The following is a 17,154-nucleotide window of genomic DNA, read 5'->3' on the forward strand; positions in this document are numbered from 1 at the left end:
AAAGGTGGGATCGCAGGGCAGAATAACATGAGTAAGGCGGACAAACACCTGCTTGTCCGCCTGTTGCGAGGATTATCTCATTAGCAGATAAATGCTCTCTTCACCGCGCACCACGTTGAGCGCCAGGATCGGTGGTTTACCTTCCAGCGCTTTACGCATTTCCGCCAGTGAACTGACGCGATCGCGGTTTACACCGACAATCACATCATCTTTCTGCAAGCCTGCCTGCTCAGCCGGCGTGCCTTTATCGATGGCATCGACCTTCACGCCTTTATCACCGGTTTTGGTGGCGCCATCGCTTAAGGTGGCACCTTGTAACGCCGGTGACATCAGTTGGGCGCTGGCGGTGCTTTGTGCGCTCTGTTCCAGCGTTACGGTCACGTTCACCGGTTTGCCTTCACGCAGCAGACCAATCTTCACCTGCTGTCCTGGCGGTGTGGTACCCACTTTCACGCGCAGTTCTGCAAAGCTGGTAATGGCTTTGTCATTAATGGTGGTGATGATATCGCCCGCTTTGATGCCGGCTTTTTGTGCAGCGGAATTTGGTAAGACCTCAGAAACAAAGGCGCCGCGCTGCGCATCTACGTTAAAGGCTTTGGCGATGTCAGGTGTCATCTCTGTGCCTTTGATACCCAACTGACCGCGTTTCACTTCACCGGACTGAATCAATTGCTGAGCGAGGTTCATCGCCATATTGCTGGGGATGGCAAAGCCGATACCGATGTTGCCGCCGCTGGAGGCCAGAATTGCGGTGTTGATACCAATCAGTTCGCCATTCAGATTCACCAGCGCACCGCCGGAGTTACCGCGGTTAATCGCGGCATCGGTCTGAATGAAGTTTTCCAGCCCTTCAAGGTTCAAACCACTGCGACCCAGCGCCGAAATAATGCCGGAGGTGGCGGTTTGCCCCAAACCAAAGGGGTTACCGATAGCCACGGCAAAATCACCCACTTTAAGTGAGTCAGAATCGGCGATTTTCACCTGCGTCAGATTTTTAGCACCTTCAACCTGAATCAGCGCGATATCGGTTTGCTCATCGTGACCAATCAGCTTGGCGTCATATTCATTGCCATCGCTGAGCTGGACGCTGATTTTATCCGCGCCGTTGACCACGTGATTGTTAGTGAGGATATAGCCTTTCGCGGCGTCAATGATTACACCGGAACCGAGCCCCTCAAAAGGCTGCGGCTGGGATTGCCCCGGCGCCTGACCGAAGAAGCGTTTCAGCGGCTCAGGAATTTCCTGCGCCTGTTGACCGCTGTCAGTGCCTTCAACATGCACGCTGACCACCGCGGGCAGTACTTTTTCCAGCATCGGTGCCAGGCTCGGCAATGCTTGTCCCTGAACCTGTGCGGGCAGAGTCGCCATAGCGGCAGGCGTTGCCGCCAGACTCATCCCAATGCTCAAGGCTAATGCGCTTAACACTCGTGCTTGTTTTTTCATTGCTACAACGCTCTCGCTGCGAAAAAAAGGAGGGGGATAAAAAGTGTGACAGCCGTTTGACGTAAGTGTTCGGAAAACAAAAAGGGCACAGCTTAGCTGTGCCCCAAAAGGATTATTTACGCGGTGTGCGATCGCTGCCACGCAGCAAACCGGATGCGCCATCAGAGTAATCACGCGGCATTTGCACCGGTGCCTGATCGTTATCCGCTTCGGCTTCCGTCAGTTGATAAGCAAACGGATTCTTTTCGCCAGGCAGATTTGGCAGCAGGTCATTCGACCCTTTTGCCATATGCTGATACAGCTGGCGATAATCATGCGCCATGTTGTCCAGCAATTCTGCGCTGCGCGCAAAGTGGTTGGTGAGCTCTTCGCGATAATCTGCCAGCTCAGCCTTCGATTTTTCCAGCTCATACTGCATGCTACGCTGCTCACGCAGCTTCTTGTTGCCAAAACGCATGACGACTGCGCCGACAATAATGCCAATCACTAAACCAATCAGCCCGTATTCCCAGGTCATAATGACTCCCGTGTAATTTCCGTTGCTTCGTAGGGCATTGCTTCTATTTCAACTTCATTAGCAGCCACTATACCCAATAATCTTATGGAAGTGGAACTCTCGGGCTGCATCGCTTACTGTAGAGCGGCCTAATTTTCGCCAACCGACCCGTGAATCGGACTTTTTCAGGGATTCAGAGAGAACCATGCAAACCTCATCTCCGCTTGCCCGCTATGAGCAGGCGCTGTCGCAGGGCGAGTTTCGCCCGGATGATGTACAACGCGAAGCCATTACCCGTTTAGATGCTATCCAGCAGGGATTGATCGCCCGTAAGCCCTCATCAGAGCCCGCCGCTAAAGGGCTCTTTGGCCGCTTATCTAAGCTGATGTCTAAAGAGAAAAGCAGCAGCGAAGCGCCGGTACGTGGCCTCTATATGTGGGGCGGTGTAGGGCGTGGAAAAACCTGGGTAATGGATTTGTTTTTTCAGTCTATTCCTGGCGACCGCAAACTTCGTCTGCATTTCCACCGTTTTATGCTGCGGGTTCACGAAGAGCTGACACAGTTGCAAGGGCAGAGCGATCCGCTGCTGATTGTGGCCGATCGCTTTAAGGCAGAAACCGACATTCTCTGTTTCGACGAATTTTTTGTTTCCGATATTACCGATGCCATGCTGTTGGGCACGTTAATGGAAGCCCTGTTTGATCGCGGAATTGCATTGGTCGCGACATCGAACATTCCGCCTGACGATCTGTATCGCAATGGCCTGCAGCGCCCGCGTTTCCTGCCCGCCATTGAGCAGATTAAGCGCCATTGTGATGTGATGAACGTGGATGCGGGCATTGATTATCGCCTGCGTACGTTGACCTCCGCGCATCTGTGGAATTTCCCGCTTAACGATGCCACGCATGCTGAGATGGAGCGGATGTTCCGCGCTTTATCGGGTAAGCCGCGTGAGGATGCGCCAGTGCTGGAGATTAACCATCGTCAGATGCCAACGCTGGGCGTGAACGAAGGGGTGTTAGCGATTGATTTCCTCGCGCTGTGCGGGACAGGGCGCAGCAGCATGACTATATTGAATTATCGCGCCGCTTTCACAGCGTGTTGCTGTACGATGTGCCGGTGATGATTTATAAGACCGAAGACCAGGCGCGCCGTTTCCTGGCGTTGGTGGATGAGTTCTACGAACGTCACGTTAAACTGGTGGTCGCGGCAGAAACGTCACTGTTTGAAATTTATCAGGGCACGCGCCTGAAGTTCGAGTATCAGCGTTGCTTGTCGCGTTTGCAGGAAATGCAAAGCGAAGAGTATTTGCGTTTGCCGCATCTGCCCTGATGGCGTGGGCAAAAAACGCAGGATTTCGATGCAAAAAGGTTCGATCTTTGAGTTCGACTTCTCTATAATCTTGCGACCCCACGTTACAGCATCGGTTTTCTTTCCCAAGAACTCGATGTGATCCGGTAACTCACTTGAAGGGGTGGCTTGCTGGGCAAAATGGTCGTGTGAGCCTCAATCGTTTACTTAGCGTTTGGGATTTCACCAACGTGTAACTTTTTATTTTGGGTAAGCTTTTCAATGAAAACTTTTACAGCTAAACCAGAAACCGTACAACGTGACTGGTATGTTGTTGACGCAACTGGCAAAACTTTGGGTCGCCTCGCGACTGAACTGGCGCGCCGTCTGCGTGGTAAGCACAAAGCGGAATACACTCCGCACGTTGATACCGGTGATTACATCATCGTTCTGAACGCAGAGAAAGTTGCTGTAACCGGCAACAAGCGTACTGACAAGATTTATTATCACCACACTGGCCACATCGGTGGTATCAAGCAAGCGACCTTTGCAGAGATGATCGAGCGCCGTCCTGAGCGTGTGATTGAAATCGCGGTTAAAGGCATGCTGCCGAAAGGCCCACTGGGTCGTGCTATGTACCGTAAACTGAAGGTTTACGCAGGCAACGAGCACACTCACGCGGCGCAGCAACCGCAAGTTCTTGACATTTAATCGGGATTATAGGCAATGGCTGAAACTCAAAACTACGGCACTGGTCGCCGCAAAAGCTCTGCCGCTCGCGTCTTCATCAAGCCGGGCAGCGGTAACATCGTAATTAACCAGCGCTCACTGGAGCAATACTTCGGTCGCGAGACTGCACGCATGGTCGTGCGTCAGCCGCTGGAGCTGGTTGATATGGTTGGTAAATTTGACCTGTACATCACCGTTAAAGGTGGTGGTATTTCTGGTCAGGCTGGTGCGATCCGTCACGGTATCACACGCGCTCTGATGGAATACGACGAGTCTCTGCGTCCTGAACTGCGTAAAGCGGGCTTCGTTACCCGTGATGCGCGTGAAGTTGAACGTAAGAAAGTCGGCCTGCGTAAAGCACGTCGTCGTCCGCAGTTCTCTAAGCGTTAATTGTTGCTGCTTCGGCAGACACAATTTGCTCAAAAACCCGCTTCGGCGGGTTTTTTATTGCCGGCATTCACGATTTTTAACGCTAAAAACGCGAGCTTTACCCGCATTTTGCCCGCAAATCATCATCCCCGCCCCACAAGCTGCTTAAAATCTGGTAAACTCACTGACACTTTGCGCCCGCAAGCCGGAGCGTTGTGCGCGTTATTCCTGTCGGGACGACGGGATCGCCGCGCTAATGCTGGCTGTGTGCGAATCTGATGAGCAGGTGAGTCGCCGCGTGGTTGGCTATTCGCAGTATCTTTTTGTGAACAAACTTGGAGGTTTTCATGGCTGTCGCTGCCAACAAACGTTCGGTAATGACGCTGTTTTCCGGTCCGACTGACATCTTTAGCCATCAGGTACGTATCGTGCTGGCTGAAAAAGGCGTCAGCGTGGAGATCGAGCAGGTTGAAACGGATAACCTGCCGCAGGATCTGATTGACCTCAACCCGTATCGCACTGTACCAACGCTGGTCGACCGTGAACTGACGTTGTATGAATCCCGCATCATCATGGAATACCTTGATGAGCGTTTCCCGCATCCACCGCTGATGCCTGTTTACCCGGTTGCCCGTGGTGAAAGCCGCCTGATGATGCATCGCATCGAGCAGGATTGGTACACCTTGATGCGCGCTATCGAAAACGGTACTAACGCTGAAGCTGATGCCGCGCGCAAACAACTGCGTGAAGAGCTGCTGGCGATTGCGCCACTGTTCGCACGTACGCCGTTCTTTATGAGCGAAGAGTTCAGCCTGGTAGATTGCTATCTGGCACCGCTGCTGTGGCGTCTGCCGCAGATGGGCGTGGAATTGCTTGGCGCGGGTTCTAAAGAGCTGAAAGGCTACATGACACGCGTATTTGAACGTGACTCATTCCTTGCTTCATTAACGGAAGCGGAACGTGAAATGCGCCTGCAAGCCCGGGGCTAATGTATGGAAATGTCGCAACTAACGGCTCGTCGTCCGTATCTGCTGCGTGCGTTTTATGACTGGTTGCTCGACAACCAGCTGACGCCGCATCTGGTGGTCGACATCAATCTGCCTGGTGTGCAGGTGCCGCTGGAGTATGCGCGTGATGGCCAGATCGTTTTGAACATCGCGCCACGCGCCGTGGGTAACCTCGACCTCGCCAATGACGAAGTGAGCTTCAATGCACGCTTCGGTGGTGTTCCACGCCAGGTTTCTGTGCCAATGGCCGCTGTTCTCGCCATCTACGCACGTGAAAATGGCGCAGGCACGATGTTCGAACCGGAACCGGCTTACGAGCTGGAGACTAACGAGCAGGAAGGCCAGGAAGAGACGATGATGTCTGTGATTGATGGCGATCGTCCCGACGATGCGGCTGATAACGATCATTCGCCTGATGATGAACCGCCACCGCGTGGTGGACGTCCTTCATTGCGCGTAGTGAAGTAAATCGCGTGAAATAAAAAACGGGCCAATTGGCCCGTTTTTTTATGTCTGCAATGCTTAGTAGACGTCACGCAGGTAGCGTTTATCTTTCTTCAGCTGGTCGATGTAAGCCGCCGCACGTTCGCTGGAGAGGCCGCCAAACTGACGCACCACTTCATACAACGCGGCATCCACATCTTTCGCCATGCGCGAAGCATCACCACACACGTAGAAGTACGCGCCGTCCTGCAGCCAGGCGTACAGCTCAGCGCCTTTCTCCAGCATGCGATTTTGCACGTAGATTTTCTCTTCCTGATCGCGTGAGAACGCCAGATCGAGTTGCGTCAGTAAACCGCTTTGCTGCCAGCCGTTTAACTCATCTTCGTAGATGTAGTCGTGTTCCTGATGTTGGTCACCAAAGAACAACCAGTTTTTACCTTCAGCACCGGCTGACTGGCGCTCCTGCAGGAAGGCGCGGAACGGGGCAATACCCGTGCCAGGGCCGACCATGATCAGTGGCGCGTTGTTGTTAGCGGGCACGCGGAACGCTTTGTTCGGCGAAATAAAGATCGCTGGTTTCTCGCCGCGACGCACGCGTTCGGCCAGATAGGTTGAACACACGCCTTTACGCTCACGGCCACCGCTGTGGTAGCGCACGGAAGCGATAGTCAGGTGCACCTGATTTGGATGTGCTTTTGAGCTGGAAGAGATGGAGTACGCACGGTGCTGCAACGGACGCAGCATCGCCACCAGTTCCGGCACGGACAGGTTACGCTTCAGCTCAAGCTGCAGCAGATCCAGCGTATCTTTGCCCCACAGCCAGTTGGCGAGGGTATCTTTGTCATCGTGCTGCAACACGTGCAGCAGTTCCTGATTACCGGTGTTCTGCCCAACCCACTCAATCAACTTGCGCGATGGCTCAGAGATTTCGAACTGATAGGTCAGCAGGTCGCCGAGGTTGCGGTCAAAGCCCGGCACCGGCGTTTCGTAATCGGCTTTCAGCTCGCTCAACAGCAGGCTAACCAGCTCAGCATCATTCACTGGGATCACGCCCAACGCATCACCGGCTTCATATTTCAGGCCGCTGTCGGTGAGATCGAATTCAAAGTGACGAATATCTTTCGCTGACGATTCGCCCGACAGACGCTTGTTGGTCGCCAACGCCGCAGCATAAGGATTCTGCTTGTTGCTGCCTGGGATCACTGGCGCTTCTGGCGCGCTGTCTAATACGGTACCGCTGCTGCCCGCGCTGGCGGCAAACTGCGGCATCGCGTCGCCAATCCATGCGCTGGAAGGCTCTTCGAAGTCGATATCGCAATCGATACGGTCAAAGACGCGTTTAGCACCCAGCTGCTCCAGGCGCATATCGAAGAATTTACCGGCCTGGCAGAAGCCATCATAACCGGTATCGCCAATCGCCAGGATGGCGAAGTGCATCTGCTCGAGACGCGGCGCGGTACTGGCGGAAAGGGCCTGCCAGAACAGCTGGGCGTTGTCCGGCATTTCGCCTTCGCCGTAAGTCGAGGTGACGATCAGCACGTGACGCATGGTGGCGAACACGTCTAAATCCACTTCGCCCAATGCCTGAACCACCGGCACCAGACCTTTGGCACGAGCGGCTTTCGCAGCCGTTTGTGCCAGCGCTTCAGCATTGCCGGTCTGTGAACCGAACAGAATGTGCAACTGCGTGTTGGTGGCGCCACCGGCCGCAGGTGCCGTCTGCTTGTCTTCTAATACCAACAGACGCGAGTGGAGACCGGCGAGAAAACCCGCCAGCCAGTATTTCTGTTCGCCGTTAAAGGGCGCATCTTCAGGAATGTAAGGAATCTTCATGGATATCTGTACTCAAACCCGTTTCGTGATGTTCAGTCAATATACACACATTCAGTAGTGCTGCTATCAGGAAAGTTTCCCGACCGCAGCGGCGATTTCTGGCAGCGCAGCGCGTGCAAACAGTTCCTCGAAATCAGGCAGATGGCCAAGCACCTCACGGTTGCGGGCGTCCTGATAAATGATCCAGCCATAGGTTGCCAGGCTGTCCATGGAACGGATGTTGCGCTGCGTCAGCGCGGCTTTGTAATCCGACATACGTTTGGCGGCAATCAAGCTAGCCAGTTCGTCATCGCTGTAGCTCTCAATCGCCGAGCGCGCATGACGTTGCAGTTTGCTCACCAACGCGAAATCTTCGGTCATCAGCAGATTGCGTACGGCTTTTTCCACCGCAGCATCTTCTACTGGCGTGCCTTTCGGCAATTTGCCCAGTGCCAGTTGCTGCGCGAAGCTCAACACGGTGTAGTTGTTCAGCAGCACGAACATTTCCAGCGTATCGGTGGCTCCGTAAGCCGGCACTGCGCCATCCGCAATCGTCTTGCCAGTGCGCCAGGCCGCTTTGAACTTAGCAACCTGATGCGCGGCCAGTGACGTTGACAGCTCTTCCAGCAGATCCTTGCGCGATTTCGCTTTCAGGATCTCGCCGCCGTCTTGATACAGCAGCAGCGAACGCGGCATCACATAGACAAAGTGATGGCACTCGGTTTCCCAATTCTCCAGCAGCCAGGCTGCGCGCGGAGATTGCGTGGCGTCCAGATGCCAGTTCAGCATGGTCAGCACCGCTTGCTTGTGAACCTGCGCCAGTTCATCTTCATCGGCGATTGAGCCGAACAGCACGGAGTCACCCGCCGCGTGGGCTGCCAGCGCACCATACGGATCGTACTGGTAAGCAAAACCGCCGCTCATGCCATTGCCGAAGCCTTTACCAAACGTGCCGAGGTTCAGAATCGCACCGTTGGTCATGTATTCGCAGCAGAAATCACCGACGCCTTCAACGACTGCGGTAGCGCCGGAGTTACGTACGGCAAAACGGTCGCCCGCCTGGCCTTGTACGAACAAGCGGCCACCGGTTGCGCCGAACAGCGCGAAGTTACCAATCAGCACGTTGCCATCGCTGTCTTGCGCGCCGCCGCCTGGAGACATCACTACCAGATCGCCACCGCATTGGCCTTTACCGACGCCATCATTACAGGTGCCGTAGTGCTTCATCTGCATACCATCGTTGCAGAATGCGCCAAATGACTGGCCAGCAGAACCGCTGGTGTGGATGTTCACGGTGCGCGGTGCCAGGTAATGACGGCCGCGATCGTCTTTGAACACCGCTGGCAGTGCAGCACGTTGTTCAGCAGACAGCTCATGATTCAGCATGCGCTCGATGTCGATAGCCAACTGGCCGCCAACACTCTTGTTACGGTTGTTCAGGGTGATGCCCGCGCCGAGCGCGATATCGCGGCTCGCCTGGCCGATCAGCTGACTTTTCAGCTCTTCAACCCAGCCATCATCCAGCTCAAAATCTTTCTCCAGATAGACTGGCTTCGCGATTTTCTGCTCTGGCACCACGGTCAACATGGCACGCAGATCCAGTTTGCCCACTTCCAGCGGGTGATCCATCAGGTGCAGCAGGTCAGAACGACCACGCGCTTCGCGCAGTGAACGCAAGCCGAGGCGTGCGAGGAACTCACGCACTTCCTGCGCCACGTTGACGAAGTACTGCGCCAGCTGACGCGGATCGCCATCAAAGGCTTCGGCGTTGGTGGTTAAACCGGCCGGGCATTTGACGTTACAGTTTTTCGCCATCACGCATTTCAACATCATCAGCGCGGTGGTGCCGAACTCGAAGCTGTCGCCGCCGAGCAGGGCAGATTTGATCACATCGCTACCGGTTTGTTGTGCGCCGGAGCAACGCAGCTGCACTTTGTCACGCAGGCCATTAGCACACAGCGCCTGATGCACTTCCGCGATACCGATTTCAGCAACGCGTCCGGTGTATTTCAGGCTGGTGACCGAGGCCGCACCGGTACCACCGGTATTACCAGCCACGTTAATCACGTCGGCGCCAGCTTTTGCCACGCCCACCGCGATGGTGCCGATGCCTTCAGAAGACACCAGTTTCACGATAACGCGCACGCGCGCTGCTTTACAGTCGTGGATCAGCTGTGCCAAATCCTCGATGGAATAGGTGTCATGGTGCGGCGGCGGTGATACCAGCTCAACGCCCGGCGTACCGCCACGCGCTGCGGCGATCTCCACGGTCACTTTCGGTGCAGGCAGCTGTCCGCCTTCACCCGGCTTCGCGCCCTGACCGATTTTGATCTCCAGCTCTTCCAGCATCGGATCGGCCAAATACGCCGCCCACACGCCGAAACGGCCGGATGCCAACTGCTTGATGCGTGACGCGCGAATGGTGCCGTGACGCGAATAGTGCTCGCCACCTTCACCACAGTTACTCATGCCGCCGACCATGTTGGTGCCGTGCGCGACGGCTTCATGCGCAGGTGCCACCAACGCACCGTGGCTCATCGCACCTGAGGCGAAAGTGCGGGTGATTTCGTGTGCCGGTTGAATCTCTGCCAGCGGCAGCGAAGGCAGCGCGGTAAAGATCAGTGACAGATAGTCTGCCGCTTTACCGTAAGCGGTGATATGCAATACACCGTCGGCTACGCTGCTGCTTTCGATATCGTCGCTGAAGCGCGTTTTCAGTGCACGAGCCAGCGCTTCCAGACGTTCATTTTCTGGCTTCAGGCCCGCGATGGAATCAATCAGGCGCAGTTCGAACTGGTTCAGGCTGCCTTGCACGGCTTCACACTTCAGCCCGCGCGTGGCGAAACCGTTGTTCACCAGTGAATAACGACCCAGTTTGCGACCGAACTCCGCTTCGCTGTCTACGTGGGTCAAATCACACGGCAGCGCAAGGATGTCACGCAGTGCCGCTGGACGACGTTTACGTTCGGCGTGCATCAGGCTGGAAAACTGACGGTAATCCGGCGTGATCGCCAGTGAATCAATCACCTCGTTCGGGATGCGTTCGAAGCTGCTGTCTTTAAAGGCGTCAGCTTTGATGTTGAACGCGTTGTCCAGTTTGGCCAGCGTCATCAGACGGATGAAGTTATCTTCTTCACGCGCTTTATCGGCGAAGCGAATCGGCTGTTCCGTCATATCAATAAAGGTACGTACGGCAATGGTGCCGTATGAGTGGCCTGCACCTTCCGCACGCTCTTTAAACAAACCGAGCAGTGGCACTTCTGCCTCGCCCTGAATTTTCAGCGAGCTTTGGTGCCAGTCAGCCGCCATCTGAGCGATAGCCGGGAAGCCCGCGCCGCCCACTGGGGTTTTGATATTCGGGAAATACTTCTTCAATACCGGATCGTCGGTATTCAGGAAGTTAGGTTCAAAGAACTCACCACAGCTGTAGCTCTCTACGGTACAGAGACCCACTTTACCCATGGTTTTCATCAAGGCTTTTTCTGCGGCTTTGGCATAGCGCTTAAAGGCTTTGTTGCCTTCTTCGCCTTCGCCAAATTTCTCTTCCGCACGCATCTGTACGCCCAACGGATAAACCGCTGACGCACCAAAGCCTAACGTGGCCGCGATGTGGTGCGAAGAGATGCTCTGACCGCTTTCTACTACCAGCGAGACATCCAGACGCAGACCTTCCTGCACCAGACGCTGGTTAATCGCAGAGACCATCAGCAGCATTGGAATCGCCGCGTGCGTCGATGAAATGTGACGGTCGGTGATCACCGCAATGCCGCCTTGCTGGCGAGCGAAATCTACGACCTGCTGTGCCAGGTTATCAATGGCGTTTTCCAGCGCGTTGGCGTTGGCCGCACGGCTAACGATATCTTTGCCGACGACTGGCTCATACAGCATTTCAAAGCGCGCATAAGGCGCGACGGTTTGCTCGCGCAGACGCAGCATATCGAGGTGAGTCAGGATCGGCGTAGGCACGATAACCTGCTGACCTTTGCTGCGGCCGAGATGCGGTTTGGCACCCAGCGCCACGCGCAGCGTCATGCCGTCCGCTTCACGGATGGAGTCCAGTGGCGGGTTGGTGACCTGAGCAAAACGCTGTGAGAAGTAGTGCGCCATGCCGCCTTCGTGGTCGGACAGGCCATTGATGGCGTTGCCGTAACCCATTGCCGAGATCTTCTCAGCGCCGGTTTGCAGCATCGGGTCCATCATGAATTTGAAGCTTTCCTGGTTATAGTAGTACGCCACAAAACGTTGATAGGTTTGCAGGTCACCACGATAACGCAGCGGTGAGCCGAGCTGTTCCGCCTGAATCTCTGGCAGATCGTGCAGGTCAACGCGTGCCGCACTCAGCAGTGAAAGGTAATCTTTCTCTGCCGCCAGTTTTCCAGCGCTTCCACCGTGGTGTAAGAGCGTTTTCCTGGTGATCGTAATAGAGCATGCCGCCCGCTTCGATACGGCCGCGACGCAGTACGCTTTCCGGTGGGAAGGCGATCTGGCCGGCTTCAGACATCGCACCGATGTATTCAGCGGTTTCAACCGAACGCAGCGGACGCAGGCCGAGGCGGTCAAGGCGCGCCCCGATCACTTCGCCGTTACCGAAGATCAACGCTGCCGGGCCATCGTTCTTCTCTTCATAAAGTGAGAAGTACTCCAGCATCGCGCGCACTTCATTAGACAGCGAGGTGTCGTTTTCCCACGCGGGCGGCATCATCGACACCACGGCGTTGATCAGGTCGAGATTATCTTCCATCAAACGGCTGTGAATGCTCTGGTCAAGACGTGAACTGTCGGACTGACCTTTTGGACGCACGATTTTCTTGCCGCGCGCCAGCATCAATGCCGCTTCTGCAATGCGGTTTTTACGATCGGTGTTCAGCTCACCGTTGTGCGCCATCAGGCGGAACGGTTGCGCCATAGTGGTGTGCGGATCGGTGTTGGTCGAGAAGCGGGTATGGAAGAACAGCCCGCGCACCTGATGATCGGCATCGGTCAAATCTTTGAAGTAAGGAATCACTTCATTGGAGTTCAGGCGGGCTTTAAACACCTGCGTGCGCGAAGAGAGCGACAGCGGATAGAGACCGCCAAATTCACTTTCAGTAAAGGCACGTGCTTCGATGTCGAGCAGCGCACGATAGATGTGGCGCTCGAATTCGAGTTGTTCTGTCACTTCCTGCGGTGCCGCAAAGATCCACTGCACAATCGGCAGCTGGAATTGCAGGGCGGCTGGACGCGTTACGCTGCCGTCCAGCGGCATGTCGCGCTTCATCAGCACGGGGAAGTTATGGGCTGCGAGGGTTTCTTCGACCAGACGCTCAGCGTTCGCACGCAGTTCGGCATCTTTCGGCACAAAGAAGTTACCCACGCCAAAGCGACCGGCTTCCAGCGGTTGGCCAGTGACTTTACGGAAGAAGTTTAAAGAAAGGTCGACGTTGACACCTGCGCCATCGCCCACGCCCTCAGCAGACATGCCGCCACGGTGGGGCACCGTGCACAGTGCGCTATGCGCCATCTGCAGGATCTCATGGGTCTGCTCGCCGTCCTTACGGGTAATAAACCCAACACCACAGCTATCACTACCGGCTGAGGGATCATACAAACCATATGGATGAGGTTTTTGAGTGGACATTGAGGGTCTCCTTAAACTGCTTTTGACATTACCTGCATTATTTCAAGCACAGAGCACTGCTGCGTGCTGTATCAAATTCGTTTTCGCCGCTTAAACGCGGACGTCGCAATACCGAGCAAAGGCTCTCAAGAGAGTATGGTCTCGTCCTTGATGAGCTGCTCTTAACTTCCGGTCTCTTACGGGAGATAACTTGCATCCAGAGGGTGTTTCTTGCTGCATAGATATGCCGAGACACAGTCCCGACTGGAAAGCATCCAGCGGAATTCCAACTTATCGGGAAAGCGAACTCAGGTCAAATAGCCAGCTTTGTTGCGGTTAATAGGCTATTTTGACAATTAACTTTATGATTATGAACAATTTATTACGTAAATAACTGTCAATCTGACGATTCTGATTCCCCTATGAAGTGTGAGCCGTCTCACTGTGAGGTACGCCTCAGATATCCAAACAATGCTGAATAACCGTACGTCATCAGCATAAAATTCTGTTAGCGCGGTTTCATGCACAGGATGTATCTGTTTTTCTTATGGCGTCATATTTGAATCAAAAACGGTCTGTCATTAGTAAAATTAATCAGGAAGAGTGTGATTAAAACAGCGCTAAAGTTGAATGAATATGCAATAACGAGGCGCAACCATCAGGTGAAATGGCTGCCGGGATGCTGAATAGCACGGGATGTCATGAAAGTGTCGCAAAAGCGCGGCCCTCCAGATTATTCAGTTGGCAGAATTAGTCAAGCAGTTTGCGCATAACGATGCGAACATCGGCGAAATCACCCTGTGGTGCACCATAATGAGGCAAACGCAGCGCGATATGAACAGGTGAGGCGGCGCAGTGCCGCGATAATTACGCTATCATGAGCCAGATTTCGTTCAGGGAGCTCGTGATGAAACAAATTCGTCTTTTAGCGCAGTACTACGTTGATTTGATGGTCAAGCTGGGGCTGGTGCGTTTCTCGCTACTGTTAGCCTCAGCCTTGGTGGTGCTGGCGATGGTGGTGCAGATGGCGGTCACCATGGTACTGCGTGGCCATGTTGAAAGCATCGACGTGGTGCGATCGGTGTTCTTTGGCCTGTTGATCACGCCCTGGGCGGTCTATTTTCTCTCGGTGGTCGTCGATCAGCTGGAAGAGTCACGCCAGCGCCTGACGAAGCTGGTCGATAAGCTGGAGGAGATGCGTACGCGCGATCTCGAGCTTAATCAGCAGATGAAAGAGACCATCGCCCAGCTTAATCAGGAAATTAACGACCGTATAAAGGCCGAGCAGGCGCGCGAACAGGTGATGGATAAGCTGCGCGAAGAGATGGCGCGTCGCGAGCAGGCGCAGATCGAGCTGGAGCAGCAGTCTTCCTTCTTACGTTCCTTCCTCGATGCCTCACCGGATTTGGTGTTCTATCGCAACATCGATAAGCAGTTCTCGGGCTGTAACCGCGCGATGGAGTTACTGACCGGCATGAGCGAGAAACAGCTGATTGGACTGACGCCGCGCGACATCTACGATGAAGATGCGGCCACCAAAGTACTGGAAACCGACGAGAAGGTATTCCGTCATAACGTCTCCCTGACTTACGAACAGTGGCTGCAATATCCCGACGGGCGCAAAGCCTGTTTCGAAATCCGTAAAGTGCCTTACTACGACCGCGTCGGTAAACGCAGTGGCCTGATGGGCTTTGGCCGCGATATTACCGAGCGTAAGCGTTATCAGGACGCGCTGGAGAATGCCAGCCGTGAGAAGACCACCTTTATATCTACGATCAGCCACGAGCTGCGTACGCCGCTGAATGGCATTGTCGGGTTGAGCCGCATTCTGCTGGATACCGATCTCAATCAGGAACAGGTCAAGTACCTGAAAACCATCCATGTCTCGGCCATCACCCTTGGCAACATCTTTAACGACGTGATTGAAGTGGACAAAATCGAGCGTCGCAAAGTGCAGCTGGATAATCAGCCGCTCGATTTCACCGGCTTCCTGGCGGACCTTGAGAACCTCTCAGGCCTGCTGGCGCAACCCAAGGGCCTTAAGTTTGTGATGGCGCCCGAGCTGCCGCTGCCCCACAAGATTTCAGCCGATGGCACGCGCCTGCGCCAGATCCTGTGGAACCTGATCGGCAATGCGGTGAAATTCACCCAACAGGGCGAAATCGTGGTGCGCGTGGCCTATCGACAGGACGAAACGCTGCACTTCGAAGTACAGGACTCCGGTATGGGCATCCCGCAGGAAGAGCAGGACAAGATTTTTGCCATGTATTATCAGGTGAAAGATCAGCACGGCGGCAAACCGGCGACCGGTACCGGCATTGGACTGGCGGTTTCTCGCCGTCTGGCGCAGGCGATGGGCGGTGATATCAGCGTCAGCAGCGCGCCGGGGCAGGGTTCATGCTTTGCGGTAGAGATCAAAGCCCCTCGCGTGGCCGATGAGGTTGAAGACGAAGATCTTGATGACAATATGCCTCTTCCGGCGTTACACGTGTTGCTGGTTGAAGATATTGAGTTGAACGTTATTGTTGCCAGTTCGGTACTGGAGAAGCTCGGCTGCAGTGTGGAAGTGGCGATGACAGGCACTGAAGCGCTGGCGATGTTCGATCCGCAGGAATTCGATCTGGTGCTACTGGATATCCAGTTGCCAGATATGACCGGCCTGGATGTGTCGCGTGCCATTCATCAGCGCCATGCCGGCGTAATGCTGCCGCCGCTGGTGGCGCTGACCGCCAACGTATTGAAGGACAAAAAGAGTATCTCGATGCGGGCATGGATGATGTGCTGAGCAAACCGCTGGCGGTGCCGGCCCTTACGGCGATGATCAAAAAGTTCTGGGATTATCAGGGCGAACCGGAAGAAGAAGTTCAGGCGTCCTCAGACGAACACTCGCGCATGCTGCTCGATGTCGAGATGCTGGAGCAGTATATCGAATTGGTGGGCCCAGGTTTGATTACACAAAGCCTGACGATGTTTGAGCAGATGATGCCGGGCTATCTCGATGTGCTGGATTCCAACATGATGGCGCGCGATCAAAAAGGTATCGCTGAAGAAGGGCATAAAATCAAAGGTGCAGCGGGATCGGTCGGGTTGCTGCATCTGCAGAAGCTGGCAAAACAGATTCAGTCACCGGAACTGCCGGCATGGTGGGATAACGTGCAGGAGTGGATCGACGAATTAAAACATGAGTGGCAGCATGACGTTAACGTGTTACGCGAATGGGTTATCGAGCGGGAAAAATCTTTGGACGCCAGAAAAAATGACCCCAGTCGAAACTGGGGTGCGCGAATACTGCGCCAACACCAGGGAAATGGGTACTGCTGCTATCGTTAGAAGTCGAATGAATCAGCAACAGTATGGTATTGGTTAACGCTTCGAAATCACCTTAACAAATTCGCCAACGCTTGTGACAAGATTCATTAAATTGTGTGATGTTGAGCAGCGATTAAATACAGAAAACATTAATTTGCTGACACAGTCAAGTAAGGAATTAATTTCTTTGCCGTATTGCACTATTTTTGACCAAATGTTCTGCTTTTTGCCTGAATTTCCTTCAGCCGAGAGCAGGAAAAGCCTGACAGCAGCACTGAAATTCTTAATCGGCCGAAAAATCGGAGTTAAGTAAGCTTAACGTGCTGATATAACTTGATAATTAAGGTTGGACCGATGGGTTATCCAAAACGTTTTGGAAACCCTCTGCAGAAAGTTCCAGTTTCAGGTTTCGTGGCTTAATGTAAACCAAACGGAAGGTTAATTCCTTTACCGGTAGCAGGGTTAATCAAGGTGATATGGAGGCGGTTTTAGCGGCAATTTTCGGAATGGTCTCGCTTATCATTGAGCATATTCAAATGCTTTGAAAGTTTATTGTTAAGTATTGTGAAAGTTTAAACGTGACCTACATCACATTGAGTTAAGTATTCGATGGTAAGCAAATTGCTGGGTTTTTCACCATGGAACCGATTCCTAAGAGA

7 protein-coding genes and 3 pseudogenes are annotated in these 17,154 nt (G+C 54.1%); 6 read left to right on the forward strand and 4 right to left on the reverse strand.

Going from position 1 to position 17,154, the window contains the following annotated elements; translation table 11 throughout:
- Nucleotides 1-72: 72 nt before the first annotated feature.
- Together degQ and zapG are read right to left on the reverse strand one after the other, a co-directional pair.
- Entirely contained in the window at nt 73-1,443 is a 1,371-nt protein-coding gene (degQ, locus tag HA45_RS07495; protein ID WP_100704393.1) for a serine endoprotease DegQ, read from the reverse strand.
- A 112-nt stretch (nt 1,444-1,555) separates the two neighbouring features.
- Nucleotides 1,556-1,960: a Z-ring associated protein ZapG gene (gene zapG, locus HA45_RS07500; protein WP_034826655.1), complete on the reverse strand. Its 405-nt coding sequence runs from the start codon at nt 1,958-1,960 to the stop codon at nt 1,556-1,558.
- Nucleotides 1,961-2,144: 184 nt separating this feature from the next.
- Between zapG and zapE the strand changes: the two are divergent.
- The 5 genes and pseudogenes from zapE to sspB all read left to right on the forward strand — a co-directional run bounded on the left by zapE (nt 2,145) and on the right by sspB (nt 5,802).
- Nucleotides 2,145-3,271, forward strand: a pseudogene (gene zapE / locus HA45_RS07505) (cell division protein ZapE).
- Between the two features lie 240 nt (nt 3,272-3,511).
- Nucleotides 3,512-3,940: a 50S ribosomal protein L13 gene (gene rplM / locus HA45_RS07510; RefSeq protein ID WP_034826650.1), complete on the forward strand. Its 429-nt coding sequence runs from the start codon at nt 3,512-3,514 to the stop codon at nt 3,938-3,940.
- A 15-nt stretch (nt 3,941-3,955) separates the two neighbouring features.
- On the forward strand, nt 3,956-4,348 hold the full coding sequence (rpsI, locus tag HA45_RS07515) for a 30S ribosomal protein S9 (protein WP_034826648.1): 393 nt from the start codon (nt 3,956-3,958) through the stop codon (nt 4,346-4,348).
- 326 nt (nt 4,349-4,674) lie between these two features.
- Nucleotides 4,675-5,316 (forward strand): stringent starvation protein SspA, encoded by a 642-nt coding sequence (gene sspA / locus HA45_RS07520; protein WP_100704395.1) that lies wholly within the window; start codon nt 4,675-4,677, stop codon nt 5,314-5,316.
- A gap of 3 nt (nt 5,317-5,319) precedes the next feature.
- Nucleotides 5,320-5,802 carry a ClpXP protease specificity-enhancing factor gene (gene sspB, locus HA45_RS07525; protein ID WP_100704396.1) on the forward strand — a complete coding sequence of 161 codons (483 nt, stop codon included), beginning with the start codon at nt 5,320-5,322 and terminating at the stop codon, nt 5,800-5,802.
- A 54-nt stretch (nt 5,803-5,856) separates the two neighbouring features.
- On the opposite strand, the gene HA45_RS07530 is transcribed toward sspB, so the two are convergent.
- Nucleotides 5,857-7,611, reverse strand: a complete 1,755-nt coding sequence (locus HA45_RS07530) for a sulfite reductase subunit alpha (protein ID WP_100704397.1) — start codon at nt 7,609-7,611, stop codon at nt 5,857-5,859.
- 66 nt (nt 7,612-7,677) lie between these two features.
- Nucleotides 7,678-13,207 (reverse strand): annotated as a pseudogene (locus HA45_RS07535) (glutamate synthase-related protein).
- An 886-nt stretch (nt 13,208-14,093) separates the two neighbouring features.
- Here HA45_RS07535 and arcB point away from each other — a divergent pair.
- Nucleotides 14,094-16,516, forward strand: a pseudogene (gene arcB, locus HA45_RS07540) (aerobic respiration two-component sensor histidine kinase ArcB).
- Nucleotides 16,517-17,154 lie beyond the last annotated feature (638 nt).

The sequence above is a fragment of the Pantoea rodasii genome (assembly GCF_002095465.1).
GTDB classification, from domain to species: domain Bacteria; phylum Pseudomonadota; class Gammaproteobacteria; order Enterobacterales; family Enterobacteriaceae; genus Pantoea; species Pantoea rodasii.